Raw genomic sequence first — 25,686 nt, 5'->3', positions numbered from 1 at the left:
ACCCCCTCCTACTGGTAAATCATGCTGAAGTTAATCAACGCGTGATACGGCCCGGCGACAAACGGTGCGGAAGTACGCTCCGGTTGCAGCGTAAACGTCACCTGGTTCTGCCCCGGGTTCAGCAAAATACTGTCGCTATTACGCGAGAGCATCACCGTTTCGCCTCGACTGTCGCGCAGGCGCAGGCCGATACCCGATGCGCCCATCACTTTAATCAGCGCCGGGTTGCTCTCGTCCTGTACCGCCGTAAATCTTGCCTTATAAGGCGGCTGCTGCGTGCTGAAGGTCGTCGTCATTGGCGTGATGTTGGTGCTCCAGTTAGCCAGTTCCGGGCAGTCCTGCAGATAGATATTGACCTTCACCGGGGCTGCCGCTTTACCGACCTGGTTCACGTCGGCCCGACTGGTGCTGCCGAGATCCACATCCTGCCAGGCTGAGTCCATGGTCATCCGGCAGGTGTTTTCCAGCAGATCGCCATGGACAAATAACGTGCCGGTATCTACCAGCGGCTTCTCCCCTTCTGCACGGGCTGCCCCGGATACCGCGAGCAGCAGGCTAACGGCCATAACCGTCTTCGTCATTCCGTTCATTGTTGTTATCCCTTACGTCCTGATTATTGGTTTTTCAGTAGTTTTGCCGTGCAGTTCGCGCCGCTACAGGTGAACTGAATTTGTGGACGTCCGCCATAATCATTCACGTAGGTCAGTACCGGTGAGGTGCCCAGGGTTGCGGCAGAGGCCTCAATGGTCACCTTATCTTTAGGGGCCACCATCACTGGCTGCAAGTTTACCGGGCTCCCCTTTTCTGACGTACGTCCTTCCACGATAGTCAGGAAGTACGGCGTGGGGTTGTTCAGCACGTATTTATCCCCGTTACGCGTAAGCGTCACTTTCTCCACCCAGTCCCCGGTTGCTGCCTGAGTCTTGTCCAGCGCAATGGCTGCGGGTCGGTAAAAAAGTTTGATACGCGTCTGCAGGGCAATTTGCAGCGTGTTCGGCTTGTTGCTGCGCGGCGGAATTTCGCGCAGGTTGAAGTAGAACAGCGATTCACGATCCTGCGGCAGTGCGCTCATGGCCGGTGACGTCTGCACCTTCACCTGGCTTTTAGCCCCGGCTTCCACGCGCTGCACCGGCGGCAGCACCGTCATTGGCGAGGAAACCTTGTTGCCCTGCGCATCTTCAATCCAACCCTGTGCCAGATACGGCAGATTTTTGTTCTCATTACTGATGTTCAGGCTGACGGATTTCTCGCCGCCGTTCACGATCACACGGGTGCGATCCAGCGAAATTGCAGCGTTCGCCTGCTGCGCGGCCATCAGACCACCCAGCACTACAGCCAGAACGGAAAGGGTATTTTTACGGTTTAACATCTTCATCTATTTCACTCGTTTAAAGGTTTTCTGAACCGTGGCTTACTGGCACGGCAGTAACAGATTTCCGTTCTGGTTGAGTCCTGATAATTTTTCCGGCACGGTGACGGCACACTGCACCTCACCATCCCAGCTCACATTCAGTTTCGCGCCCGGCTTGAGGCCGGAGAGATACGTCTGACCTTCATCGTTAACAATGCCGATTTCTTGTTTCTCGGCGTTCTGCACGCTGGCACCAAACGGTGGATAGCTGCTGTCAGCCAGGCGAATAACACCCATCGCTTTCTCGCCGGAAATTACATTAAATTTCCGGTAGCCAATGGCGCCTTCGGTCAACGTAGCCTGTACAACGGAGGAAGAAGCTTCAGCGTTATCAGGAAGATCGTTAATATCGATGCTCAGGTTGTTCTTGTTGTAATCGCTGACCTCGGTAATAACCGCTTTGCCAAACCGGTTGGTACGCGTGCTATCGCTGTAGCCCTGCACCGGTATATCCGCTGCATCCCCGGTATCCACCATCACTCGGGTACCTCCCAGGTTGTTCGACCGATGCAGCGCCGCACCGTGGGTGGTGGCCGTCATCCCGCCGCGAAGGGAGAGCCCGGCGGAGGTGTACTGGTTCTGCTGGTAATCGACGTTAGCCGTAATGTCGGCCACATCTGCTGTATGGTCGTAGTAACCGCTCAGGGTGCCGCCGTCGTCGCTGCCGCCCGCCGCAATGCGGTAGTTATCGCCATTTTTCAGATGGTCAAAGTACGCCAGGTTATGGCTGTTATTGTTACCGTTAACCGAGCCGTTATAGCTGAGCGACCCGGATTCACCCCATGGCACCGAAAACGACAGGTACATGCCATCATCGTTTTCACCGTTGAATTTGTTGCGATAGGCCGTCAGCGAGCCATTAATGTTTTTCCATTTGCCAATGTCGAAAAAGCGCGACAATGACAGGTTGTAACGATCCTCAGTAGGGGTATTCCAGTAGGTCTGGTGTGCATAGTTCAGGTACGCGGAAAGTCCGAGCGATTTAAACTGCTGGCTGAACGTCGCGGTGTACATCTCCTTACTCTGCATAAAGTCATCATTGTTCGTCTTGTAGTTCAGGTAGTCGTTGAAACTCATGTAATTTTTTTCAGAGAAACGGTAGCCAGCAAATGTCACCTGGCTGTCGGTTTCATCGAAACGTTTTGAGTAACTGACGCGGTATGACTGCCCGTGACGGTCCTCGTCGTCGAGCTTTGCATCTGAACGGGTGACGTCGAACGACAGGGCGCCCAGCACCATCAAATCGCGACCAATACCGGCAGCCAGAGAGAGATAGTCATTGCTGCTCACCGCCCCGCCGTAAAGCGACCAGCCATTGCTGATGCCCCAGGAAAACTCACCAGAGCCAAAAGTATCGCCTTCGGTACTGTGGTCGTAGCTTGTCGGTTTACCGGCAAACACCTTATAGCGAACACTGCCCGGACGGGTCAGATAAGGGATACTCGCGGTGCTGACCTTAAAGGTCTGTACCGAGCCATCCTGTTCTTGTACCCGAACATCCAGCATCCCGGCGACGGCATTGTTAAGGTCCTGAATCGCGAATGGGCCTGCCGCCACCTGAGTTTCATAGATCACTCGCCCCTGCTGGGAGATGGTCACTTTGGCGTTGGTTTTCGCCACACCGGTTACTTCCGGCGCATAGCCGCGCAGGTTCGGTGGCAGCATATTGTCATCGGAAACCACGCTCGCCCCGGCAAAACGGAAACTGTCGAATAAATCTGAATTCAGATAGTCCTCGCCCAGCGTCAGCTTCGCTTTGAGAGCCGTCAGCGCACGATAGAGATAGACCCGGCTCCAGCTCCACGTTTTTTGACCGGAGCCATTTTCCCCGTCAGTGCTATCGTCATAGTTTGTTTGCCAGTCTGCGCGAGCGCGCCATGCACCGAGGTTGGCGCCGAAGGTGCCGTTACCCGAGACGCTATCGTCATCGCTGCCGTGCTGGTTCTGCCGTGCCTGAGCGTTGAGGTTGTAGTCCGCCAGCAGGCCCGGCACGCCTTCATCCCACATGCTGCTCGGCACCCAATTGTCATCGGAATATTCGACGTAGGCCTGAGGGACATTGATGGTTAATACCCCGGCGCTCAAATCAGGATTCACCAGCACACCTTTCAGGGTCGTAATGTCGACGCACTGGTTGTTGTGCCAGAAAGTAAACGCCTTCTCACTGTCGGCTTTGAATCCCATCTTGCTCACGACATCGGGGGTAAAACAGACTTTTGAATCCGTGTTATCACCCTCAGCGGCATAGACGGCTATAGGTTGCTCATCCAGCTCATTCTGATTAATTTTAATTTTGAAGGTATAATCACCCGGCATAATATAGCCACGTTTTGAAAAGTGGCTTAAATCGATATTAACCTTGTCCTTAACGTCAAGCACATCGGTATTAAACTGGATATCATCAGCAGCCTTTACAGTACCGTGACAATAAATGAAAACACAGGCGGCGAGCACGGACCATTTAGCCATCCTTGCGCCGAGTTCATTTTTAATTTTCAAATTAGCCATATTCGCCATTCATCGCCTGCCAGACATATAAAGAAAGAATAAATAGTGATTCGAATTTGAGTTCAAAAATACTCAATGCGGTAGCGGATAATTGCGCTGTAATCACCCACAACTAAGTTGCGCACGGTATTTTTGAGTGTAAACCGGTAATCCAGACGATTATTTGTTACCGTTGACTGTTGCCACGGCGTGGGTTTTCCCGGGTGAATAATATTGCCCTGACTGTCCTTTAATTCCAGCGCGATGCCAGAAGCATTGCCGCTTACCCGAAACAGGCCGTCTTCATTCTGGCCGTCAAAAATAATATTGATATACTGCCAGGATGCAGGCTCTGCGGAAGAATCAAGAGCACAATGAGTGAGCTGAATGGAAAAATCTTGCGGCTCACCTTCGCCAGTACGCTTAATATGTCCGCGCGTTTCACCTGGCATGGAGATTTCCTGATAGCCATCTCCGGTATCAATATCGCAGGCACTGGAAATTATCGAGCCATCCATACTGATACGCCCGGTCAGCGCTGGATCAAATTCAGATGACGGATTTGCAGTTCCCTGAGATGCCTGTGCCGCGAAAGCCATTGCGGTAAATAAAAACGTCTGTACGGCGCGCGTTAATTTACTCATAGTTTCCGGTTCTGATAATTAAAAAATACGCCTGCTTATGCAGGCGTTTTCAGCTCAGCAGTGGGGATTACTGGTAAGCGAGAGTGAAGTCAGCAATAGCGGTGAAATCACCTGGAACTGCGTCAGCACCGTCATCGCCCTGCAGATAAGCAGAGAACAGCAGCGTGTTGTTACCGTCCTGCAGAATGTGAGCGTCGGAAGCTTTGCCTAATTCAATCTGCTTACCGTTGCCATTGGTCAGGATGATGCTGGCACCTTTTGCGGTACCCGTGATACCCAGTGAACCAGTGGTTGCACCTTTAGCACCGGTGAAAGTGGTGGTGACGGTTTTAGCGGTCACGTCGGTGCAGTTTTCCAGCTTGATTTCAAAGTCACGTGGAATGGACGTTCCGCTGTCAGCCAGGGCTGCGTTTGAAATCTGGCCGAGAGAAACGGTCTGGTCGATACTCTCCGGGCTGATAGAGCAAGGCGCATCAATAATAGAACCGGTAAAGGTAATTTTACCGTGGCCCTGATCGGCTGCATTTGCATTACCCACTAAAGCCGCAGCAACCATGGCTGCAACAAAAGCAATTTTTTTCGCGTTCATAAAAGATCTCAAAAAGTATTAAATCCATTTTGTTGATGGTTTTAAAAAAACACATCCCTATCGATAACGCTCATTAAGGGACGTTATCTACGGAAACAATTTTGCAGAAACATAAAGCTGCTTACAATTCGAATCCGATCCCAAATTAGACTACTGTTAATGTTAAGAATTTGTATATCCAAAAGCCGAAGATACCTTCAGTACAATCCAGTCCTGGATCGAATAAAGCTTGTTTACGCTAATATCAGATGGTATTCCTCAACTTTATTGTCGTTCAGATGAAGAACACGGAGGGGAAAAATGAATAAATTATCAAGCAAGAACATGCACTTAGTGACTAAAGATAATAAGCTGGTTATCTTCTATTGCTTTGAGGATTTCAGGGAATGGTATTTACAACTTCACGACTTTAGCATGTTTTCTGAAGCAGATATTCAGACTATGATCAACGAGGAAAAACCGGAATATTATCCTTGCTCACCCTTAATTATCGACGCGTATCATGGTATATATTATTTAAACACAAAGAACATCAGGATTAAATTATTATAAGTTAATTAACATAGCGTCCAATAAACAATTAATGTTTTAGCACAGACAATAATTAAATTTGACAAAAGAGAGGCTTGCGTCTACTTTTAAATATTCACTCAGATATTCATCTTAAACTCATGGCTAATATTAATATCAGGTCAACGCGAACCGAGCCAGCCCCTTTGTTGGCGTTGATGAAACAGCTTGATCCTTTTTTGCATTATCACCCTGTCGCGGTTAACACCCGCTATGTCATCTCAGCACAGCAACAATCACAATGTTATTTCGTCCGCTCGGGTGCGCTCTCAATGTACCGTCAGCCGGATGATATTCTCATTGATCTGTTTGATGCCCCTACCCTTCGCGGCGTGATTTCGCTTCCGGCAGATACACTTTCAACCTATATCATTAAAACCATCGTCCCGTCAGAAATTGCCATCCTTGAGCGGGAAAAACTGTTCGCCCTTTTGACTGAGCATAATTTGTGGGAACTCTTTTCCCGCCACCAGCTTGCTATTGGCAGCATGGTAATCGAGAAGATGTTTAAGCTGATTACCCCAACAACCTATAATGTTGTTCGTCACCAACTGTATGAGCTGATCAATATCCCGACGGAAATTCGTGAAACCATCCTGGCAGAGACCTATATCCGCAGTAAAACCCGACTCTCCCGCAGCGGCATTATGCGCATCCTTTCAGATCTGAAAGACGGAGGATATATCGTCATCGTCAAAGGTGTACTTAAAGAGGTGAAGCACCTGCCGGAAAACTATTGAGAGGCCGCGCCGCGCCGTCACTGCTGCAACGCCTTAAAGGATACGTTGTCACCCGTATTAATCACGCTCTTAAATTGATGTCCCTATCCTGAAAAGTTGAACTCCTGTTCACTCATCGACAGAAATAATGTCTAAGGGAAGCATGTTGATTCCTTTCAACACACCTCTGTCACTCCCCCGGTGAACGATGCGCCACCGGGGAAAAGTGCATTACTGTTGCGCGAGCTGATTGCGGCGATATTCACCCTGCCGCTCCAGCATCCAGCCCGGGTATTCGCGCGGCAGCGCGCTCACCGCACCAAGCTGCTTAAGCTCATCTTCGCTTAAGCGTATCCCGGTCGCGGCGATATTGTCGTCCAGCTGTTCAACGCGTTTCGCGCCAATGATGACGCTGGTCACCGCTTTCTGATGCAGCAGCCAGGCCAGCGCGATTTGCGCGACGGAGACGCCCTTGCTTTCGGCGATAGTGCGCATCACGTCTACGCAGTCGAAGGCGCGATCTTTGTTCACCGGCGGGAAGTCAAAATCCAGACGACGACCACCGGCTTCGCTCTGCCCGTCGCGGCCATATTTTCCGCTCAGCAGGCCGCCCGCCAGCGGGCTCCAGACCATCAGCCCAACGCCTTCGCTCTGCATCATCGGCACCAGCTCGCGCTCCAGGTCGCGCCCGGCAATGGTGTAATACGCCTGCAGCGACGCGAAACGCGCCAGCCCAAGACGTTCAGAAATACCGAGCGCTTTGGCAATCTGCCACGCCGCCCAGTTCGAGACGCCGATGTAGCGCACGTGGCCGTGCTGCACCAGGTTATCCAGCGCGTAGAGCATTTCTTCAATCGGCGTTGCGGGATCGAAGCCGTGAAGCTGGTAGAGATCGATATGATCGAGCTGCAGGCGGCGCAGGCTCTCCTTCACGCTGCTGACGATGTGATAGCGCGAGCTGCCGCGCGAGTTCACCCCTGCCGTTCCCGTTTCGCCGAACACTTTCGTGGCGACCACCACGTTCTCGCGCGGGATTTTCAGGTTTTTCAGCGCCTGACCGGTGATCTCCTCCGAGCGCCCTTCAGAGTAAACGTCCGCGGTGTCGATAAAGTTGATCCCGGCATCCAGCGCGCGGCCAACCAGCTGCTCGGCTTCACTTTGCTGGAGCTGGCCAATCTTGCCCCACATGCCGCCCTCACCGCCGAAGGTCATGGTGCCGAGGCACAGTTCAGAAACAAACAGACCGGTGTTGCCCAGTTTTTGATAACGCATAAGTTATTCCTCGCATGTCGATTGGGTACCCGATAGTTATACCCGCCCCTCAGCCATCGCGAATGTGGTGTTCCTGTCCGTTTCTTGCCCAATCCTCTTAATTTATCCGCGCGGGGCGTCGCCAAAGACGCTGTAGTCCGGTAATTGCACCTGCTGATACGGCTCCCAGCCTCCGCCGAGGGCCTTGTAGAGCGCCACCAGATCGAGCGCGCTCTGCACCTGCGCCTGTGCGCGCTGCTGCTGGGCCTGCGCCAGCTGACGCTGGGCGTCCAGCACGTCAATAAAGCTGGCGATCCCCTGCCGGTAGCTGTCGCTCGCTAAATCAAAGGCGTTTTGCAGGGCGTCGATTGTTTTTGCGAGACCCGCTTCACGCTGCTGGTCGGTGCGATAGCTCACCAGCGCGTTTTCCACATCGCCGAGCGCGGTCAGCACCGTCTGGCGATAGTCCAGCACCGCCGCCCCCTGCTGCGCGCGCGCCACCTTCACGCTGGAGACCAGTCGACCGCCCTGGAAGATGGGAATAGAGACCTGCGGGCCGAAGCTGTAGAAGTGGCTGCTCCAGTCGGTCAGCCAGTTGGTTTCGCTGTTGCGCAGGCCAAACTGCCCGGAGAGCGTAAAGCTCGGGAACAGCTCCGCCACCGAGACGCCGATTTGCGCCGTCGCGGCGTGGAGGTTCGCCTCCGCTTCGCGCACGTCCGGACGGCGTCGCGCCAGCGTGGACGGAATGCCCGTTTGCACAATATCCGGCAGGGCCGGCATCGGCTGCACGCTTTGCAATTCCGCATCCAGCGCCCCAGGTGGCTTGCCGAGCAGGATCGCCAGGCCGTTCATCGCCTGCCGCTCCTGCGCCTGATATTGCGGAAGCTGGGCCTCAAGGTTGCCTAACTGCGCCCGGGCGTTTTCCACATCCATCTGCGGTGACAGCCCGCCGCGCTGGCGGCTTTCGGTGAGATCCAGCGTCTGCTGCGCGCTTTTAATCTGGGTGTTCAGCGTGGCGATAATGCTCTGCGCCCCGCGCAGCTGGAGCCACGCGCGCGCCACTTCAGCCTCCAGCGACACCAGCGCGTCGTTACGCTGCTCGATGGCGGCTTTCTGCTGCGCTTCGGCGGCTTCCACCTGACGACGCACCTTGCCCCACAGGTCGATTTCCCACTGGGCGTCGAAGCTGCCCTGGTAGAGGTTAATCGGCTGCGTCAGCGGCCCCAGCGCGCCCTTCAGGTTTGGATCGATACTATCCACCTGGTCATACACGCCGTGGGATTTCAGCTCTCCTTCCAGGCCAAGCTGCTGGCGCGTCGCCTGCAGATTGCCGTTCACCGACGGATAAAACGCCCCGCCCGCCTGGTTAATCTGCTCTCGCGCCCCGGCGATGCGCAGCACCGTCTGCTGCAGCGTCAGGTTTCCGGCGATGGCGCGCTCAACCAGGCTGTCGAGCTGCGGCGAGCCGAAGGTCTTCCACCAGCGCGGGTTAGTCGCGGCGGAAGTGGTTTGCGATTTCACCGCGCTGTCGCCCTTATCGTTCCAGTGCGTAACGGCGGGCGGCGCAGGCTGCTGGTAGTCCGGCCCGACGGCGCATCCCGCCAGCAGCATCATTATCATCAGGGGGTGTAAACGTCTGTGTATCATCAATGTGCTCCTGCACTCCCCTCGCTCTTAACCGGCGAGAGCAACAAACAAAACGGAATCAGTAACAAAGCCACCGCGCTCAGAATGGTGAATACGTCGATGTAGGCCAGGAAGCGCGACTGCTCGATCATCGTCTGGTACATGCGTCCGGTGGCGATGCCGGTGGGGTCGCCCACCTGGGTAGTGAAGTTCTGGATCGCCTGGGCGCTTTCGCGTATCGCCTGCTGGAACTGCTCGTTAAGCGGCGAGGCGTGGTACGCCAGATGCGCGCTGTGCGCCTGCGCGCGTTCGGTGATGGCCGCCGTCGAAAGGGATATGCCAATCGAGCCCGCTACGTTACGGAACATGGTAAACAGCGCCGCCGCATCGGCATTCAGCCGCCTCGGTATCGAGATAAACGCAATAGTCGTGAGCGGCACAAACAGGAACCCCAGCCCAATTGACTGGGCGCTGCGGAACAGCACCAGCGTTTCGAAGTCGATATCCGGCGTCAGCGTGCGCGACCAGAAGAACGACACCGCCAGACAGGTAAAGCCAAAGGCAATAATCCAGCGCGTCTGCACCACCGGCATCAGCTTCAGCACCAGCGGAATGGTTAACACAATCAGCACCGCGCCGGGCGACAGCACCAGCCCCGACCAGGTAGCGGTGTAGCCCAGGTCCTGCTGCGCCAGCTGCGGGATCACCACCGAGCTGCCGTACAGGATCATCGCCATCCCCGCCATCAGCAGGCTGGAGATGGCAAAGTTGCGGTCCTTCATGCAGTGCAGATCCACCACCGGCTTTCTGGCATAAACCAGCCAGTAGATGGCGCCGATAATGCCGACAAGCGTCAACACGCCGAAGGTGCGGATAAAGTTCGAGTAGAACCAGTCCTCATCTTCTCCCCGGTCGAGCATCACCTGCAGACAGCCCAGCCCCAGCGCGATCAGGCCGATCCCCGTCCAGTCGATAGTCAGCTTCTCTTTTGATTTGCTCTCCCACGGCGGATCTTCCAGCAGCTGGTAGATCGCCAGCACCGTCACAATCCCCACCGGAATGTTAATAAAGAACACCCAGCGCCAGGAATAGTTGTCGGTGATCCAGCCGCCCAGCGTCGGGCCGAGCACCGGCGCAACGATAATCGCAATGGAGGACAGACCAAACGCTTTGCCCCTGTCTTCGGGTTTGAAGTAGTCGAGCAGCACCGACTGCTGCGTGGGCTGCAGCCCGCCGCCAAAGAAACCCTGCATCACGCGGAACAGGATTATCTGCCACAGCTCGGTGGCAATACCGCACAGGAACGAGCAAACGGTAAACATCACGATGCAAATCAGGAAGAACTGCTTGCGGCCAAACACCCGGCTCAGAAACGCCGAGATAGGCAGCACGATGCCGTTTGCGACCAGATAGCTGGTTAAGACCCAGGTCGATTCGTCATAGCTGGACGAGAGCGAGCCTGCCACGTGGGGGAGCGCCACGTTAACGATGGTGGTGTCCAGAATTTCCATGAATACCGCCAGGGTGACGACAATCGCCACCGCCCACGGATTGCTGGCGGGCTTCCAGCTGTCGTGGCTGTGATCCGTCATTCCACCGTCACCTTCGGTGCAACCGACAGCCCCAGCGGCAGCGGTTTGTTTGGATCCAGGCCCTTATCAATCACGATTTTGACCGGCACGCGCTGCACAATTTTGACAAAGTTACCGGTGGCATTTTCTGCCGGGAAGGCGGAGAAGCGCGAGCCGCTGCCCTGCTGGATACTGTCTACGTGCCCCTCAAGCTCCATATCCGGCCACGCGTCGACGGACACGGTGACCTTGTCGCCCGGCTTCATGCGCTCGAGCTGCGACTCTTTAAAGTTCGCGACCACCCACACGTTCGGGGAAACCAGCGAGAACAGCGCCGTTCCCGCCTGCACCAGCGTACCGGGCTGCACGTTGCGCTTGGTGACAACGCCGTCGAACGGGGCGCGGACTTCGGTGTAAGAGAGGTTAAGGTTGGCGGTTTCCAGCTGCGCTTTAGCCTGATCGACCTGACGCTCGCGCGCTTCAACGTTGGTTTCCTGCTGGCGGATTTGCAGCTGTACCTGCTCTGCCACTTCCAGCTGCGCCTGAGCGCTGGCCAGCCCTGCCTGTGCGCTACGCAGTTGAGCGTTCGCGGAATCGATGCTTTGCTGGGTGGTCGCGCGCGGGTCGACGCCGCGCTGGCGACGGTACTCTGCCTGCGCGTTCGCCAGATCGGCCTGCGCTTTCAGCACCTGCGCTTTGGCTTCGTCACGCTGGGCGGGATACTGGACTTTTGAAAGCGCCAGCTGCGCCTGGGCCTGATGCAGCTGCGCGATAGCCAGCCCAAGCTGGGCCTGAGCCTGATCGCGCTGCGCGGTGGTGTCCCGCGGATCGATAACCACCAGCAGATCGCCCTTTTTCACGCGCTGGTTATCGCGCACGCGCAGCTCGGTAACGTAGCCCGCCGTTTTGGGGGCAATCGTCACCACGTCGCCGTCGGTAAAGGCGTCGTCGGTCGTCTCTTCGTTACGGGTTAAAAACCACCAGACCAGCGCCACGACCACCATTACCACCACGACAATGCCGAGGATAATTAACGGTTTCTTGCCCGGGCGCTTACGCTCATTATTGTTTTTGTCCTGCTCGTCAGCAGGCGGGTTTTGATCTTCAGCCATAGTTCAGCAACGGTCCTGTCAGTGAGCGGCATCACACTATGCCGTTCACTAAAGCTAGGACGTTGCTATACGTTTGCCAGGAAAAACTGACAAATTGCGCACTATATGAGAAGGAATATTCCGAAACCGATCGCCGCGGCCCAAACCAGCATCGGAATCGACCAGACGTGGAAACGCCACCAGATACGACGGTCGTTGGCCATACGCAGGGCAATCAGGTTTGCCAGCGAGCCGGGCAGCAGCCCAAACCCGCCGATGTTGACCGCCCAGGCCAGAAGCGTATCGGGCGGAACATAGTTGAGCAGGAGAATGGTGGACGGTACGTTGCTGATAAACTGCGACAGGCCAATCGCCGTCAGCCACAGTCCCGGCTGAGACAGCGTGCTGACGCTGTGCAGAACGTTTTGCAGCACCGGAAGCTGGATAAGAAGATGCACATCAATAAACATCGCCATAAAGACCAGCAGCAGCGTCCAGTCCACGCTCACCAGCACGCGACGCGCCAGGACGACAAACCCCGCGGCAACGAGCAGGACGCCCGCCAGCTCATACTTCAGCTCCAGCGCGAACAGAAAGACGATGTATAACCCAAGACAGCTCCACACCAGGCGCGGCTGCCACTGCGGGCCCGTTGCGCCGCTGTGGTACTGCAGCTTTTTATCCGGAAACGCGAACCAGCACACCGCCAGCAGCGACAGCATCATCACCAGCGCCAGAGGGGCCATCTGCCAGGTAAAGGCAGCGAACGACAGCCCGGACCGTCCCCACAGAAGGATATTTTGCGGGTTGCCAATTGGCGTCAGAAGCGAGCCTGCATTGACGGCCAGCGCTTCAAAGATGATCAGCCGGCTGACCGGGATTTCGCAAAGCTTACGCAGCGTGAGCGTGAGGGGCACGATGATAAACAGCGCCACATCGTTGGTCAGAAACGTCGACAGCACCGCGGCGGAGAACACCATAAACAGGGACAGCCTGCGCTCGGTGGCAAAGCGGCGCACCATTTTGCGGCCAAGAACGTCAAAGTAGCCGCTCAGTTCGACCCCTTTGGTGAGCATCATCAGGCCGCTCAGGGTAATAATGGTGCGCCAGTCAATTGCGGCGGGCCAGGCATGTGGCGCAAACGGCACAAAGAGGCTTAACGCTGCGCCAATGATTAATAAGAGATGGAAGAAACGATCGCGTGCCAGGGCCTGTAGTCCGGGGATTTTCATTCAGCGGAGGAACCATATTTAAGGGTAAATTCGCGAAACTTCACCAGCGTCTCTTCGCTCACGTGGTGTTCCATTCCTTCCGCATCCCGGCGGGCAATCTCCGGGCTGACGCCCAGCACCAGTAAAAAATTCTCGACAAGCTGATGGCGCTCGCGGCTCTCCTGCGCGAGTTTCTCCCCTTCAGGCGTCAGAAAAACACCGCGCCAGGGGATCATTTCAATTAAGCCCACGGAGGCCAGGCGTTTTAACATTTTAGCGACAGTTGGCTGTGAAACCCCCAGCCTGGCGGCCATATCGACCTGGCGCGCTTCACCAACCTCACGGATCAGATCGGAAATGAGTTCAACATAATCATCAATCAGTTCACGCCGGTGCGCTTCACGGACCTGGCGAAAACCTTCGACATGTTCTTCAACATTCACCAGTTGCGTCGTTTTCCTTATTGTCGGATGACCTGCGCGACGGTTCATTGTACTTCCTCAGTGGGGTGACGCTTCCAGCGCCCGGTTTGGAGAGTGCACATTGTAAACCATAGCTCCGCAAGCACAAAAAATTAACGAAATAGCCGTAGCTATACAATATAGCCTGTGCTATATCTGTATGTAATGCAGTCACCCTTCACGGATCGAAGGGATCAAAACTCAGGAGGTCTTATGAATGAATTCAAGAGGTGCATGACCGTATTTACCCACTCTCCCTTTAAAGTGCGCTTAATGCTGTTGAACATGCTGTGCGATATGTTTAACAACAAACCGCATCAGGACGACAAACCTTCCCACTAAGCGGCGTTGCGGTACGCCGCTTCATTTTCCCGTCACAATCTCGCTGTAAACTGGCTTCCAGCCGCCTTATTCCCGATCTTTTTTACGGATTTGCAATCCCCTTCGCAAAACATCTGCTTAGCAACTGTTGATATTATTTAGCGCTCGCACTATCTTCTTGCAGCCCTGCACAATTTGCGGCTCGCTGAAGCGGACCCTCATTCCCTCTCCACGCACTGTCAGGCAGGTTATGACCCTTGACGCCAGGGTGAGCACATGGCGTTTTCATCCATGATAGTGACCTATGAATGTAACCCTGATAGATACCGTTGTGACCCGCAGCCGGGCCTTAAGCCCGTGGACGGGTTTTTACTTTTTGCAGTCATTACTGATTAACTTTGCGCTGGGTTATCCCTTTAGTCTGCTCTACGCGGTGGCGTTCACCTGCGTTCTGCATGTGCTGTGGCGATCCGCACCGCGCGTGCAAAAAGCGTTAATCGGGATCTGCTCGCTGGTCGCTGCACTCTATTTCCCGTTTGGCCAGGCTTACGGCGCGCCAAACTTTAATACCCTGCTGGCGCTGCACTCGACCAATATGGAAGAGTCAACGGAGATCCTGACGATCTTCCCGTGGTACAGCTACGTGGTCGGGATCTTTATCTTCGCGTTGGGCGTTATCGCCATCCGCCGTCAGCCGGGCGAGAAAAAATCCTGGGGTAAGATCGAAATACTCTGTCTGGTGTTCAGCGTTGCCGTGGCGTTTGTCGCCCCCATCCAGAATATTCCCTGGGACGGTAAGCTAAGGCTCACCAATATCGGCTATCCGGTTTTCCGCTTCGTTAAAGACGTCGTTGTTAATAATAAAGAGGTTCTCGACGAACAGGCGCGCATGGCGGAGCTTTCCAATATGAAAGACACCTGGAACGTGCTGGCCGTTAAGCCGAAGTATCACACCTATGTGGTGGTGATTGGGGAAAGTGCACGTCGCGATGCAATGGGAGCCTTCGGCGGACACTGGGATAACACACCGTTTGCCAGTTCGGTCAAAGGCACGCTGTTTACCGATTATGTCGCGGCCAGCGGCTCGACGCAGAAATCGCTCGGCCTGACGCTTAACCGGGTCGTCGACGGCAAACCTCAGTATCAGGATAATTTTGTCACCCTGGCAAACCGCGCGGGTTATCAGACCTGGTGGTTCTCCAATCAGGGGCAAATTGGCGAATATGATACGGCCATCGCCAGTATCGCCAAACGTGCCGACGAAGTGCAGTTCCTGAAGAACGGCGACTTTGAAGCCGACAAAAATACCAAAGACGAAGCGCTGTTGAAAATGACGGCACAGGTGTTCGCCACGCCGCGCACCCAGCCTCAGCTGATCGTCCTGCACCTGATGGGGTCGCACCCGCAGGCCTGCGATCGGACCGGTGGAAAGTACGCGGAGTTCGTGCAGTCCAAAGAGACGTCTTGCTATCTCTACACTATGACGCAAACCGACGACCTGCTGAGCAAGCTGTACGATCAGCTACGCAATACGGGCGACAGCTTCTCCATGGTCTATTTCTCGGATCACGGGCTGGCGTTTAAAGAGCGCGGTAAAGAGGTGCAGTACCTGGCGCACGATGACAAGTTCCAGCAGAACTTCCAGGTGCCGTTTATGGTGCTGTCGAGTGATGATAAAACGCATCGCGTGATTAAAGCGCGCCGTTCGGCAAATGATTTCCTGCAGTTCTTCTCGCAGTGGACGGGGATTAAGGCCGAGCAGATAAAAACGGCTTACCCGTTTGTCTCTAACAAGAAAGCTCCCCCAGTGTACGTTACCAACTTCAAGTTACAGAAAGTTGACTACAACCATCTGGGTACGGATATTTTCGATATTAAGAGTAAGTAGCGGTCTGATGCCCTCACCCTGACCCTCTCCCACGGGGAGAGGGAAAAGCCAAAAAAAATCCGCCACAATGGGCGGATTTTTTATTTAATCACCGGAGTGATTAGAAGCGGTAACCTACGCCCGCGATCCAGGTGCCAACATCAACGTTGCGGATACGGCTCTGCTCATAGGAGAAGTCCAGAGCAACGTCCTGGATTGGGTTGAACTGCAGGCCTGCGCCATAGGAGAAACCGTAGTCGCTGTTGCTTGCAGTGCGGCTTTCGCTCTGGTTTTCAGTCTGCTGGAATTTACCGTAGCCAACACCTACAACACCGTAGATGCTCGCCCAGTCATTCAGACGGTAAGCTGGACCAGCGGTGATGCCGTAGTACTGGCCTTTGTTGTATGCGCCGTTTTCAGAACGATCTTTCTCGGTGTAGGTGAAAGAACCGATCACGCCCAGTGGGTTGTTGTCCTGCTCGTAGCGATACTTCAGGTTGAAACCGTTAGCTTTGTTCATCACGCCCTGATAGTCGCTCTGAGCGTAACCACCAGTAACAGTAGAAGTAGCAGCTACAGCGGTACCTGCGGAAACAGCCAGTACAGCGGCCAGTGCTGAAAGACATGCAATTTTTTTCATAACCACCTCAAATGTGCTTCAAGTAAGTCCGTAAGTTTTAAATATATCAAAAAAATTTGCGAAACTCTTTGTGATTCGTGATGTCTAATGAAACCTTTCCTGTAACAGAACGTTTCCAGCATCAGCTATCTCTTTCAAATCACATGCAATTTTCACTACTAAATGCGAATATTGCGCGCAAGCGCCGTTACATTCATCCAGATTATTCCTAATCTATCAGGCGATAAATCCACCAGCGCTTAATCATTTTACGGATTTAACGCAGTTTTTTTTCAACAGCGCCTCAACCGTTGCCGCTTATTTCCTTTACACTGCAACCTTTACCTCATTTGACATAAGCTGACAGGAGAAAGGATGCCTGGGTTATCCCGCACGTCGTCGGTCTGGTTGCCGGTAGCAGTCATACTCATTGCCATGTTGTCCATTCAAAGCGGTGCTTCGCTTGCAAAATCCCTTTTTCCGCTGGTCGGTGCGCCTGGGGTGACTGCCCTGCGTATCGTGCTGGGCACGGCGATACTGGTGGTCATTTTCAAACCCTGGCGTCTGCGCTTCAAAAAGGAGCAGCGTTTACCCCTGCTGTTTTATGGACTCTCCCTTGGGGCAATGAACTATCTGTTCTATCTCTCTATTCAGACGATACCGCTGGGGATTGCCGTCGCGCTGGAGTTTACCGGCCCGCTGGCGGTGGCGCTTTTCTCCTCGCGACGTCCGGTCGATTTTATCTGGGTCGTGTTAGCCGTTCTGGGCTTATGGTTCCTGCTGCCGCTGGGCCAGAGCGTCGCTGAGATTGATCTGACGGGCGCAGCCCTGGCGCTGGGTGCTGGTGCCTGCTGGGCGGTCTATATTCTCACGGGACAGCGTGCAGGAGAAGAGCACGGTCCGGCGACCGTCGCGTTGGGGTCACTGATCGCTGCTATCGTCTTTGTGCCCATCGGCATGGCGCAGGCAACCGAATCTATCTGGCAATGGTCGGTCATGCCCATAGGACTGGCGGTCGCGATTCTCTCTACCGCACTCCCCTACTCTCTGGAGATGATTGCCCTTACGCGTCTGCCGACGCGCATATTTGGCACCCTGATGAGCATGGAACCTGCGCTAGCCGCCATTTCCGGAATGGTGTTTCTCGGCGAAACCCTCACGTTGACCCAGACGCTGGCGCTCTGCTCGATTATCGCGGCATCAATGGGCTCGACGCTCACCATGCGCCCGGAACCTAAAGTTGAGAAAGTGGATATCAGCTAAGGCCATATATTCTGCATGGCTTCCACGCCATGCAGAATAAAGGCCAGAAAGACAGACGTTATAATTTCTTACACACTTTGCGCTATTTTCGAAATATCCCTCTGCGTTTACATCCCCATCCAGCAATTAAGATTGATCTGTATCAATTTAAAAATTATCTATTAATTTCAATAATTTAAAACCTCAACCTCCTTCTCGCTATTAAACCGATAGGCACAGCCAAACCGCAGGCAAAAAATCCGGTGCTATACTTAGTTCCGTAATTACCTGGGACATAAACATCAAGAGGATATGAGATTATGAGTACCGCTAAACTGGTGAAAACGAAAGCGTCTAATCTGCTTTATACCCGTAACGATGTATCGGATAGCGACAAAAAGGCGACCATTGAGTTGCTGAATCGCCAGGTGATCCAGTTCATCGATCTTTCGCTGATCACCAAACAGGCCCACTGGAATATGCGCGGTGCAAACTTTATTGCCGTTCATGAAATGCTGGATGGCTTCCGCACAGCACTGGTTACCCACCTCGATACGATGGCTGAACGTGCCGTTCAGCTGGGCGGCGTGGCGCTGGGTACCACACAGGTGATCAACAGCAAAACGCCACTGAAGAGTTATCCGCTGGATATCCATACCGTTCAGGATCACCTGAAAGAGCTGGCGGACCGCTACGCGATTGTGGCCAATGACGTGCGCAAAGCGATTGGCGAAGCCAAAGACGAAGATACCGCAGACATTTTCACCGCCGCGTCCCGCGACCTGGATCAGTTCCTGTGGTTTATCGAATCTAACATCGAGTAATTCATATAATTGCTCTATTAAACCCTCGCCATGACGCGATGCCGTTCACATAAGCGGAGCCGCACTGTGTTTCACTGAATAAAGGGTTTTTGATATCTTAACCGCCCGCGGCCTTCATGGTCGGGGGCGTTTTATTATGAACAACGCTTCCAGATTTCCACGCAGATGTTCCTGCTTTTTCGAGATGGTTCCTGGTGACGCTCTATTTCCAGCACTAGCCTGTCCCTCGCTATAAGCAAGTACGCGATCTTGTGCAAGGTGTTAACGTCGGGTCGAGGATAAAAAAACGGCAGAGCGCATAATCGCTCTGCCGCCAAACGCTAATGCTTAATTTTTCGGCGAAAAAAGAGAGCAAGACATATGATAAAAATCATATTTTCAATGAATGTTAAAAAAGCAGCCTCGCTGTTGGCCCTTCACGCGCCCGAACAGACGAGGAAGCTTGCTGCCCTTACTGTTCAACGATCGAAATAACATTCCCGGTTCGCAGATCTACCCGCGCAGAGACAGTCTCTTTGACTATGCCACCAAAGGCGTTGGTGCCACGGAATGTGGTATCTATCGTGGCATACGGATCGTCGGTCAGAACCAGATGATACCGTGTGGAGAGGTGTTTGTAGGAAGAATCATCATGCATGTCGGCTTTGATCATGGCCTCTAACGGACGATAAGCCCCGTTCCAACCGCTAAAATTATCCTGGAATGTATCGAAGTTGATGCGTTTTGCCAGCATCTCAGGACTGGAACGGTATTCAGTGACACACCAGTTCGCTATCACGCCAAACGGTGTATCACCCTGCGTGGTGTAGCTGTTCTGGCTCACGCAGGCATAAAACCCCTCTTCTGACGCGACGGGCACCTGACGATATGCCATATAAGCAGCCACAATCTTGTGTCGCGTATCCTTACGCTCCCTACGATACTCGGTAAGGGTTTTATCGGCATATTTGAAAGGCGGCGGGGAGACATCCGCATTTTGCGGCTGATCCTGTTTTTTCACGACGGCCGGACTGCGGTCGGCCGGTAGCAGGATGGCATTGATTACGCAGAGGCCCAGAAAACCGCCCAGATAAACGGCACTGGATTGCTTACGACCGGGCATTTTGACAAGCGAGGGTTTAATCAGGCCAATAATAAAGGCCACAAACAAAATAAATGCGATTAAAGAAAGAAAAGTGCTCATCGTTATCCTTTTGACTGTATATATCCATTAAAAAACAATGCCATATTATCAGAAAATAAGATCTAATTAGGGAGTAATTCACTCTTATGCGCCAGCACCGGAAGAGACGTGGCGGTCGTCTTCATTCTGCCGGCAGGATTCTTTCTTCGCATCCGCTCGCTGACCTCTCCGCGTCTGAAGCAGATCATCCTGTAAATACCGTGTACACAATCGCCTTTCAAGAAGTGCAGTTATCCCGGGTATGCAATATGATAGATGATTCATTTTGCAGTGACTTCAATCCGATGCAGGCCAAATGCATCGGTCTTCTTAAAGGGAGTTTTTTGATGAAAGAAAATAAACACGTCAGCAAATTCGAAGCAAACCATCTCAATCCTGGTGAAGCCGTTCTGCAGTGGGGAGAAGGCTATATCGGCAAAGTGATGGGACAGGGTAAGGACAAACAGCACAACGGTGTACTGATCGTTACGGGCCAGCGAGTGGCATTCTACCGTAAAGGTTTTCTCGGCGAGGTGATTGAGACTATCCCGTTAAAATCCATTACGTCGATTGAACGCAAGTCCACGCTGGGTCACCGGGTCATTCGGATCCATACTTCCCACGACGATCTGGAATTTAAGATGTTCAGCAAGGATGCAGAACTCGCCCTGATTGAGGCGATTGAAGCTGGCCGCGGAGTGAAGACGGAAACACCAATAGCCGAACCGGCTATGACCCACCAGGATCCCTATGAGCAGCTCAAAAAGCTTTCCGAACTCAAAGAGAGCGGGATCATTTCGGAAGAAGAATTCCAGGCCAAAAAAAGCAAATTAATGGAGCTGATTTAACGTTCCTTCCTCCGGGTTAACAGGGGAAATTATTGGATTCCGCAGCCAATTCACCGGAGAACGGTTTTTGCTATCTTAATCGCCCTCGGCCTTGCTGGTCGGGGGCGTTTGTTGCCTCACGCCGTAATAGCGGTCCGCGGGAGCGATGTCAGCACCATTTTCTCCACGCCGTGCACCTCACAAGATATCCCTCGGACATATCAGTACTCTGGCAGTGAAGGTTTCTCTTTCAGTGCCTGTTTTGACACTTTCAATTTCAGCTGCCTGTCACCTGTGCCATTGGTGAGGGTTTTGCACATCTATGGTGCACAGTTTTTGCCTGCACACCTGCAAAAGTGAACAAAATGTAATAATCACCTCACACAACCGTTAACGGAAGATTGTTTTTTCGTCAGAATTTACGCTAAATATCTCCCCGTCTGTTGCGCCAAACGAAGCGCACCAAAACGGTGCTCCAGTTTGGTGCAACAAAGCCTCATTGCCCCATTAATTGTGCAATGCATGACATCATCCCCTTTGCAAAACAAGAGCTTGTAAAGTTGGCACGATTTTTTCATTGTGCCACCTGTTCTCGCAGGGGATCGCCCCGTGGATATAAAAGGAAATGCTATGAAGTCTGTATTAAAAGTTTCACTGGCTGCACTTACCCTGGCTTTTGCAGTGTCTTCTCAGGCTGCCGACAAACTGGTTGTGGCGACCGACACGGCGTTCGTTCCGTTTGAATTCAAACAGGGTGATAAATACGTTGGTTTTGATGTGGATCTGTGGGCCGCTGTCGCAAAAGAACTCAAGCTGGATTACACCCTGAAGCCTATGGACTTCAGCGGCATCATCCCGGCCCTGCAAACCAAAAACGTTGATCTGGCACTGGCAGGCATCACCATTACCGATGAACGTAAAAAAGCGATCGACTTCTCTGACGGCTACTACAAAAGCGGCCTGCTGGTCATGGTCAAAGCCGATAATAACGACGTAAAAAGCGTGAAAGATCTCGACGGCAAAGTGGTGGCAGTGAAGAGCGGCACCGGTTCTGTTGATTACGCGAAAGCAAATATCAAAACCAAAGACCTGCGTCAGTTCCCTAACATCGACAACGCGTACATGGAACTCGGCACCAACCGTGCTGACGCTGTTCTGCACGACACGCCTAACATCCTGTACTTCATCAAGACAGCCGGTAATGGCAAGTTCAAAGCCGTTGGCGAGTCTCTGGAAGCACAGCAGTACGGTATCGCCTTCCCGAAAGGCAGCGACGACCTGCGCACGAAAGTTAACGGCGCGCTGAAAACGCTGAAAGAGAACGGCACCTATAACGAAATCTACAAAAAATGGTTCGGTACCGAGCCTAAATAATAAGACGTAAAAATGACGTTCACTCGGGGGCGACCTTTCGCCCCTGCTATTTTTGAAACACGGTAACAGTAACAGGAAATTATCATGCAGTTTGACTGGAGCGCCATCTGGCCTGCCATTCCTATCTTGCTTGAAGGCGCTAAAATGACCCTGTGGATTTCGGTCCTGGGTCTGGTTGGTGGGTTGATTATCGGTCTTGTCGCCGGTTTCGCCCGCACCTACGGCGGCTGGATCGCAAACCACATCGCACTGGTTTTCATCGAAGTGATCCGCGGCACCCCTATTGTCGTGCAGGTCATGTTCATCTACTTCGCCCTGCCAATGGCGTTCAACGATCTGCGCATCGACCCGTTCAGCGCCGCCGTCGTGACCATTATGATCAACTCAGGCGCTTACATCGCGGAAATCACCCGCGGTGCGGTGCTGTCGATTCATAAAGGTTTCAGTGAAGCCGGTCTGGCGCTAGGTCTTTCTCGTCGCGAAACGATCCGCCACGTTATTCTGCCGCTGGCGCTGCGTCGCATGCTGCCGCCGCTCGGTAACCAGTGGATCATCAGCATTAAAGATACGTCGCTGTTCATTGTTATCGGCGTGGCAGAGCTGACCCGTCAGGGGCAGGAGATCATTGCTGGCAACTTCCGCGCGCTGGAAATCTGGAGTGCGGTAGCCGTTGTCTACCTGATCATTACTCTGGTTCTGAGCTTCGTTCTGCGTCGTCTTGAAAGAAGGATGAAAATCCTGTGATTGAATTTAAAAACGTTACCAAGCACTTTGGCCCAACCCAGGTGCTGCACAATATCGATCTGAATATCAAACAGGGTGAAGTTGTGGTGATTATTGGGCCATCCGGCTCCGGTAAATCCACCCTGCTGCGCTGCATCAACAAGCTGGAAGAGATCACCAGCGGCGATCTGATCGTCGACGGCCTGAAGGTAAACGACCCAAAAGTGGACGACCGTCTGATTCGTCAGGAAGCGGGCATGGTGTTCCAGCAGTTCTACCTGTTCCCGCACCTGACGGCGCTGGAAAACGTGATGTTTGGCCCACTGCGCGTGCGCGGTGCCAGCAAAGCGGCGGCGGAAGCGCTGGCAAAAGATCTGCTGGCGAAAGTTGGCCTGGCAGAACGTGCGCACCACTACCCTTCCGAGCTGTCCGGTGGTCAACAGCAGCGTGTGGCGATTGCCCGCGCCCTGGCGGTCAAACCGAAAATGATGCTGTTTGATGAGCCTACGTCCGCACTCGACCCGGAGCTGCGCCACGAGGTGCTGAAAGTCATGCAGGATCTGGCGGAAGAAGGGATGACGATGGTGATCGTGACCCACGAAATCGGCTTTGCTGAAAAAGTGGCGTCCCGCCTGATCTTTATTGATAAAGGCCGCATCGCGGAAGACGGTAACCCGCAGGAGCTGATTGCGAACCCGCCGAGCCAGCGTTTGCAGGAGTTCCTGCAGCACGTATCCTGATCGTTCGCTTCAAACGTAAGCCGGGCATGCCCGGCTTTTTTTACGCCAGATTGTTCCCAAAAATCCCCCGCCGCGCCCCGACTTCTATACTTATCATTTTGTTCGACATTTTCACCGGAGGACGCCGTGCCGTGGATCCTGCTACTGTTGATAAGCCTGTTTAGTGCGCCATCGTTCGCCGTCGCGATCCCCGGAGTGACCACCGGAAACACCGCTACCCAGCAAAGTACGCCGCCTCCGGAACCCGATGTTGAACAGAAAAAAGCCGCCTACGGTGCGCTTGCCGACGTCCTTGAAAACGACACTTCCCGACAGGAGCTCATTGGTCAGCTGCGCAAAGCCGCCGCCACGCCGCCGCAGGAGTCGGTGCCAACCCTCACCCCTCCGCAGGTTGAGGAGCAAAAGACGGTGCTGGAAAACGTCACCGACGTGAGCCGCCACTATGGGGAAGCGCTCTCCTCACGCTTCGCTCAGCTTTACCGCAACCTGATTGGCTCACCGCATAAGGCATTTAACCCGCAAACGTTCACCGCCGCCGCCACGCAGTTCCTGATGCTGGCGGGTGCAGTATTCTTTTTTTACTGGCTGGTGCGCCTGTGCGCGTGGCCGCTGTACCGCAAAATGGGGCAATGGGGACGCAGGAAGAATCAGCAGAAAAGCAGCTGGCTGCACCTGCCGTTGATGATAGCCTCAGCGTTTATCATCGATTTACTGCTGCTGGCGTTGACGCTGTTTTTAGGCCAGATGCTGGCCGACAGGCTGAATGCAGGCAACAAAACCATCGCCTTCCAGCAGTCGCTTTTCCTGAATGCCTTTGCCCTGATTGAGTTCTTCAAGGCGCTGCTGAGGTTACTCTTTTGTCCGCACGTGCCGGAGCTGCGGCCTTTCTCCATTCGGGATGCGAGCGCGAAGTACTGGGCGCTGCGTCTGAGCGTGCTCAGCGGGCTGATTGGCTACGGCCTGCTGGTTGCCGTGCCGATCATCTCCAACCAGGTGAACGTCCAGTTCGGGGCGCTGGCAAACGTGCTGATCATGATCTGCATTACCGTCTGGTCGCTGTACCTTATCTTCCACAATAAAAAAACCATTACCCAAAGCCTGCTCAATCTGGCCGATCGCTCCCTGTCGTTCTTTAGCCTCTTTATTCGCGCGTTCGCCCTGGTGTGGCACTGGCTGGCAAGCGCTTACTTCATCGTACTGTGCTTCTTTTCGCTGTTTGACCCGGGCAATAGCCTGAAATTTATGATGGGGGCGACGTTCAAAAGCCTGGCCATTATTGGCATTGCGGCCTTTGTGTCGGGGCTGCTGTCGCGCTGGATCTCGAAAACCATCACCCTGTCGCCGCAGGTGCAGCGTAATTACCCGGAACTGCAAAAGCGGGTAAACGGCTGGATGTCGGTATCGCTCAAAGTGGCGCGCATTCTCACCGTCTGCGTGGCGATTATGCTGCTTCTGAATGCGTGGAGCCTGTTTGATTTCTGGAACTGGCTGCACAACGGTGCGGGTGAAAAAACGGTCGATATCCTGATTCGCATCGCGCTGATTTTGTTCTTCTCCGCCGTCGGCTGGACGCTGCTGGCGAGCCTTATTGAGAACCGCCTGGTCTCAGATATTCACGGCAGGCCCCTGCCCAGCGCGCGGGCAAGAACGCTGTTAACCCTGTTCCGCAACGCGCTGGCGGTGATTATCAGCACCATCACCATCATGATCGTGCTGTCGGAAATCGGCGTGAATATCGCCCCGCTGCTGGCGGGTGCCGGTGCCCTGGGGCTGGCCATCTCCTTCGGTTCGCAAACGCTGGTGAAGGATATTATTACCGGCATCTTCATTCAGTTTGAAAACGGGATGAACACGGGCGATCTGGTGACCATCGGGCCTTTAACCGGCACCGTGGAGAGGATGTCCATCCGTTCGGTTGGCGTGCGTCAGGACACCGGGGCGTACCACATCATTCCCTGGTCTTCGATTACCACCTTCGCCAACTTTGTGCGCGGGATTGGTTCCGTTGTGGCGAACTACGATGTGGATCGCCACGAGGATGCAGATAAAGCGAAGCAGGCGCTGCGCGATGCGGTAGAAGAACTGATGGAGATGGAGGATATTCGCGGGCTGGTGATCGGAGAGCCGTCATTTGCCGGCATCGTCGGGCTGACGAACACGGCGTTTACCCTGCGCGTGTCGTTCACCACCCAGCCGCTGAAGCAGTGGACGGTGCGCTTTGCCCTCGACAGCATGGTGAAGAAACACTTTGATCTGGCGAACGTGCGGATGCCCGTGCAGACCTATCAGGTATTGCCGCCGCCCGCATCGCCGCTCCCTCCGCAGGAGCCGACGCTGTAACCTGGTTGCCGGGTGG

23 protein-coding genes and 1 pseudogene are annotated in these 25,686 nt (G+C 54.0%); 10 read left to right on the top strand and 14 right to left on the bottom strand.

Going from position 1 to position 25,686, the window contains the following annotated elements:
* Positions 1 to 8: 8 nt before the first annotated feature.
* From BJ885_RS02685 to BJ885_RS02665, 5 genes are all read right to left on the bottom strand, one after another.
* Positions 9 to 581, bottom strand: coding sequence for a fimbrial protein (locus BJ885_RS02685; RefSeq protein ID WP_375714057.1), 573 nt, complete (start codon positions 579 to 581; stop codon positions 9 to 11).
* Positions 582 to 613: 32 nt separating this feature from the next.
* A complete protein-coding gene (locus BJ885_RS02680; RefSeq protein WP_121931778.1) occupies positions 614 to 1,369 on the bottom strand; it encodes a fimbria/pilus periplasmic chaperone in 756 nt (251 codons plus the stop codon).
* A 42-nt stretch (positions 1,370 to 1,411) separates the two neighbouring features.
* On the bottom strand, positions 1,412 to 3,919 hold the full coding sequence (locus BJ885_RS02675) for an outer membrane usher protein (protein WP_310886294.1): 2,508 nt from the start codon (positions 3,917 to 3,919) through the stop codon (positions 1,412 to 1,414).
* A 62-nt stretch (positions 3,920 to 3,981) separates the two neighbouring features.
* Positions 3,982 to 4,542 carry a fimbrial protein gene (locus BJ885_RS02670; protein WP_121931116.1) on the bottom strand — a complete coding sequence of 187 codons (561 nt, stop codon included), beginning with the start codon at positions 4,540 to 4,542 and terminating at the stop codon, positions 3,982 to 3,984.
* A gap of 67 nt (positions 4,543 to 4,609) precedes the next feature.
* Positions 4,610 to 5,131, bottom strand: a complete 522-nt coding sequence (locus BJ885_RS02665) for a fimbrial protein (RefSeq protein WP_121931115.1) — start codon at positions 5,129 to 5,131, stop codon at positions 4,610 to 4,612.
* A gap of 728 nt (positions 5,132 to 5,859) precedes the next feature.
* Between BJ885_RS02665 and BJ885_RS02655 the strand changes: the two genes are divergently transcribed.
* The gene (locus tag BJ885_RS02655; protein ID WP_183128603.1) at positions 5,860 to 6,441 is read left to right on the top strand and encodes a helix-turn-helix domain-containing protein; all 582 of its coding nucleotides are present in this window, start codon (positions 5,860 to 5,862) and stop codon (positions 6,439 to 6,441) included.
* Positions 6,442 to 6,651: 210 nt separating this feature from the next.
* Here BJ885_RS02655 and BJ885_RS02650 read toward each other — a convergent pair whose 3' ends face one another.
* The 6 genes from BJ885_RS02650 to mntR all read right to left on the bottom strand — a co-directional run bounded on the left by BJ885_RS02650 (position 6,652) and on the right by mntR (position 13,661).
* Positions 6,652 to 7,692 (bottom strand): aldo/keto reductase, encoded by a 1,041-nt coding sequence (locus BJ885_RS02650; RefSeq protein ID WP_121931112.1) that lies wholly within the window; start codon positions 7,690 to 7,692, stop codon positions 6,652 to 6,654.
* Positions 7,693 to 7,794: 102 nt separating this feature from the next.
* Positions 7,795 to 9,318, bottom strand: a complete 1,524-nt coding sequence (locus BJ885_RS02645; RefSeq protein ID WP_048979640.1) for an efflux transporter outer membrane subunit — start codon at positions 9,316 to 9,318, stop codon at positions 7,795 to 7,797.
* Positions 9,318 to 10,889, bottom strand: a complete 1,572-nt coding sequence (locus BJ885_RS02640) for a DHA2 family efflux MFS transporter permease subunit (protein WP_033145003.1) — start codon at positions 10,887 to 10,889, stop codon at positions 9,318 to 9,320. The genes BJ885_RS02645 and BJ885_RS02640 overlap by 1 nt, the downstream gene beginning before the upstream one ends.
* Positions 10,886 to 11,980: an HlyD family secretion protein gene (locus tag BJ885_RS02635; protein WP_032661279.1), complete on the bottom strand. Its 1,095-nt coding sequence runs from the start codon at positions 11,978 to 11,980 to the stop codon at positions 10,886 to 10,888. Before BJ885_RS02635 ends, BJ885_RS02640 begins: the two co-directional genes overlap by 4 nt.
* A gap of 101 nt (positions 11,981 to 12,081) precedes the next feature.
* Positions 12,082 to 13,191: an anion transporter gene (locus BJ885_RS02630; protein ID WP_047648302.1), complete on the bottom strand. Its 1,110-nt coding sequence runs from the start codon at positions 13,189 to 13,191 to the stop codon at positions 12,082 to 12,084.
* Positions 13,188 to 13,661 carry a manganese-binding transcriptional regulator MntR gene (gene mntR, locus BJ885_RS02625; protein ID WP_029740613.1) on the bottom strand — a complete coding sequence of 158 codons (474 nt, stop codon included), beginning with the start codon at positions 13,659 to 13,661 and terminating at the stop codon, positions 13,188 to 13,190. Before mntR ends, BJ885_RS02630 begins: the two co-directional genes overlap by 4 nt.
* A 183-nt stretch (positions 13,662 to 13,844) precedes the next feature.
* Here mntR and mntS point away from each other — a divergent pair, with 183 nt between their 5' ends.
* Entirely contained in the window at positions 13,845 to 13,973 is a 129-nt protein-coding gene (gene mntS / locus BJ885_RS02620) for a manganase accumulation protein MntS (protein WP_014831181.1), read from the top strand.
* Between the two features lie 283 nt (positions 13,974 to 14,256).
* On the top strand, positions 14,257 to 15,840 hold the full coding sequence (locus BJ885_RS02615; RefSeq protein ID WP_047648303.1) for a phosphoethanolamine transferase: 1,584 nt from the start codon (positions 14,257 to 14,259) through the stop codon (positions 15,838 to 15,840).
* A 100-nt stretch (positions 15,841 to 15,940) separates the two neighbouring features.
* Here the strand turns inward: BJ885_RS02615 and ompX are convergent, their stop codons facing one another.
* On the bottom strand, positions 15,941 to 16,459 hold the full coding sequence (ompX, locus tag BJ885_RS02610) for an outer membrane protein OmpX (RefSeq protein WP_023310884.1): 519 nt from the start codon (positions 16,457 to 16,459) through the stop codon (positions 15,941 to 15,943).
* Positions 16,460 to 16,813: 354 nt separating this feature from the next.
* On the opposite strand from ompX, the gene rhtA reads away from it, so the two are divergent.
* The gene (gene rhtA, locus BJ885_RS02605) at positions 16,814 to 17,701 is read left to right on the top strand and encodes a threonine/homoserine exporter RhtA (RefSeq protein ID WP_023334998.1); all 888 of its coding nucleotides are present in this window, start codon (positions 16,814 to 16,816) and stop codon (positions 17,699 to 17,701) included.
* Positions 17,702 to 18,000: 299 nt separating this feature from the next.
* Positions 18,001 to 18,504 carry a DNA starvation/stationary phase protection protein Dps gene (gene dps / locus BJ885_RS02600; RefSeq protein ID WP_010428924.1) on the top strand — a complete coding sequence of 168 codons (504 nt, stop codon included), beginning with the start codon at positions 18,001 to 18,003 and terminating at the stop codon, positions 18,502 to 18,504.
* 45 nt (positions 18,505 to 18,549) lie between these two features.
* Here dps and BJ885_RS02595 read toward each other — a convergent pair.
* Together BJ885_RS02595 and BJ885_RS02590 are read right to left on the bottom strand one after the other, a co-directional pair.
* A pseudogene (locus BJ885_RS02595) lies at positions 18,550 to 18,719 on the bottom strand (IS4 family transposase); the annotation flags it as partial.
* Positions 18,720 to 18,955: 236 nt separating this feature from the next.
* Positions 18,956 to 19,687: a hypothetical protein gene (locus BJ885_RS02590; RefSeq protein ID WP_029740616.1), complete on the bottom strand. Its 732-nt coding sequence runs from the start codon at positions 19,685 to 19,687 to the stop codon at positions 18,956 to 18,958.
* 326 nt (positions 19,688 to 20,013) lie between these two features.
* On the opposite strand from BJ885_RS02590, the gene BJ885_RS02585 reads away from it, so the two are divergent.
* The 5 genes from BJ885_RS02585 to ybiO all read left to right on the top strand — a co-directional run bounded on the left by BJ885_RS02585 (position 20,014) and on the right by ybiO (position 25,670).
* Complete coding sequence (locus tag BJ885_RS02585) at positions 20,014 to 20,514, top strand: SHOCT domain-containing protein (RefSeq protein WP_029740617.1); 501 nt, start codon at positions 20,014 to 20,016, stop codon at positions 20,512 to 20,514.
* A gap of 609 nt (positions 20,515 to 21,123) precedes the next feature.
* Positions 21,124 to 21,867 carry a glutamine ABC transporter substrate-binding protein GlnH gene (gene glnH / locus BJ885_RS02580; protein ID WP_023310880.1) on the top strand — a complete coding sequence of 248 codons (744 nt, stop codon included), beginning with the start codon at positions 21,124 to 21,126 and terminating at the stop codon, positions 21,865 to 21,867.
* Between the two features lie 84 nt (positions 21,868 to 21,951).
* On the top strand, positions 21,952 to 22,611 hold the full coding sequence (gene glnP / locus BJ885_RS02575) for a glutamine ABC transporter permease GlnP (RefSeq protein WP_121931111.1): 660 nt from the start codon (positions 21,952 to 21,954) through the stop codon (positions 22,609 to 22,611).
* Positions 22,608 to 23,330 (top strand): glutamine ABC transporter ATP-binding protein GlnQ, encoded by a 723-nt coding sequence (gene glnQ / locus BJ885_RS02570; protein WP_121931110.1) that lies wholly within the window; start codon positions 22,608 to 22,610, stop codon positions 23,328 to 23,330. The genes glnP and glnQ overlap by 4 nt, the downstream gene beginning before the upstream one ends.
* Before the next feature lie 126 nt (positions 23,331 to 23,456).
* Positions 23,457 to 25,670, top strand: coding sequence for a mechanosensitive channel protein (ybiO, locus tag BJ885_RS02565; RefSeq protein ID WP_121931109.1), 2,214 nt, complete (start codon positions 23,457 to 23,459; stop codon positions 25,668 to 25,670).
* The last annotated feature ends 16 nt before the right edge of the window (positions 25,671 to 25,686 follow it).

The organism is Enterobacter sp. WP_7_1, from assembly GCF_003688535.1.
Lineage (GTDB): Bacteria > Pseudomonadota > Gammaproteobacteria > Enterobacterales > Enterobacteriaceae > Enterobacter > Enterobacter asburiae.
The sequence above is the reverse complement of the archived record's forward strand: the minus strand, read 5'-3'. Positions and strand labels throughout refer to the sequence as shown.

Coding starts and splice junctions, on each gene's coding strand:
- BJ885_RS02685 (WP_375714057.1), bottom strand. CDS start 581: ATGACGAAGACGGTTATGGCCGTTAGCCTGCTGCTCGCGGTATCCGGG.
- BJ885_RS02680 (WP_121931778.1), bottom strand. CDS start 1,369: ATGTTAAACCGTAAAAATACCCTTTCCGTTCTGGCTGTAGTGCTGGGT.
- BJ885_RS02675 (WP_310886294.1), bottom strand. CDS start 3,919: ATGGCTAATTTGAAAATTAAAAATGAACTCGGCGCAAGGATGGCTAAA.
- BJ885_RS02670 (WP_121931116.1), bottom strand. CDS start 4,542: ATGAGTAAATTAACGCGCGCCGTACAGACGTTTTTATTTACCGCAATG.
- BJ885_RS02665 (WP_121931115.1), bottom strand. CDS start 5,131: ATGAACGCGAAAAAAATTGCTTTTGTTGCAGCCATGGTTGCTGCGGCT.
- BJ885_RS02655 (WP_183128603.1), top strand. CDS start 5,860: ATGAAACAGCTTGATCCTTTTTTGCATTATCACCCTGTCGCGGTTAAC.
- BJ885_RS02650 (WP_121931112.1), bottom strand. CDS start 7,692: ATGCGTTATCAAAAACTGGGCAACACCGGTCTGTTTGTTTCTGAACTG.
- BJ885_RS02645 (WP_048979640.1), bottom strand. CDS start 9,318: ATGATACACAGACGTTTACACCCCCTGATGATAATGATGCTGCTGGCG.
- BJ885_RS02640 (WP_033145003.1), bottom strand. CDS start 10,889: ATGACGGATCACAGCCACGACAGCTGGAAGCCCGCCAGCAATCCGTGG.
- BJ885_RS02635 (WP_032661279.1), bottom strand. CDS start 11,980: ATGGCTGAAGATCAAAACCCGCCTGCTGACGAGCAGGACAAAAACAAT.
- BJ885_RS02630 (WP_047648302.1), bottom strand. CDS start 13,191: ATGAAAATCCCCGGACTACAGGCCCTGGCACGCGATCGTTTCTTCCAT.
- mntR (WP_029740613.1), bottom strand. CDS start 13,661: ATGAACCGTCGCGCAGGTCATCCGACAATAAGGAAAACGACGCAACTG.
- mntS (WP_014831181.1), top strand. CDS start 13,845: ATGAATGAATTCAAGAGGTGCATGACCGTATTTACCCACTCTCCCTTT.
- BJ885_RS02615 (WP_047648303.1), top strand. CDS start 14,257: ATGAATGTAACCCTGATAGATACCGTTGTGACCCGCAGCCGGGCCTTA.
- ompX (WP_023310884.1), bottom strand. CDS start 16,459: ATGAAAAAAATTGCATGTCTTTCAGCACTGGCCGCTGTACTGGCTGTT.
- rhtA (WP_023334998.1), top strand. CDS start 16,814: ATGCCTGGGTTATCCCGCACGTCGTCGGTCTGGTTGCCGGTAGCAGTC.
- dps (WP_010428924.1), top strand. CDS start 18,001: ATGAGTACCGCTAAACTGGTGAAAACGAAAGCGTCTAATCTGCTTTAT.
- BJ885_RS02590 (WP_029740616.1), bottom strand. CDS start 19,687: ATGAGCACTTTTCTTTCTTTAATCGCATTTATTTTGTTTGTGGCCTTT.
- BJ885_RS02585 (WP_029740617.1), top strand. CDS start 20,014: ATGAAAGAAAATAAACACGTCAGCAAATTCGAAGCAAACCATCTCAAT.
- glnH (WP_023310880.1), top strand. CDS start 21,124: ATGAAGTCTGTATTAAAAGTTTCACTGGCTGCACTTACCCTGGCTTTT.
- glnP (WP_121931111.1), top strand. CDS start 21,952: ATGCAGTTTGACTGGAGCGCCATCTGGCCTGCCATTCCTATCTTGCTT.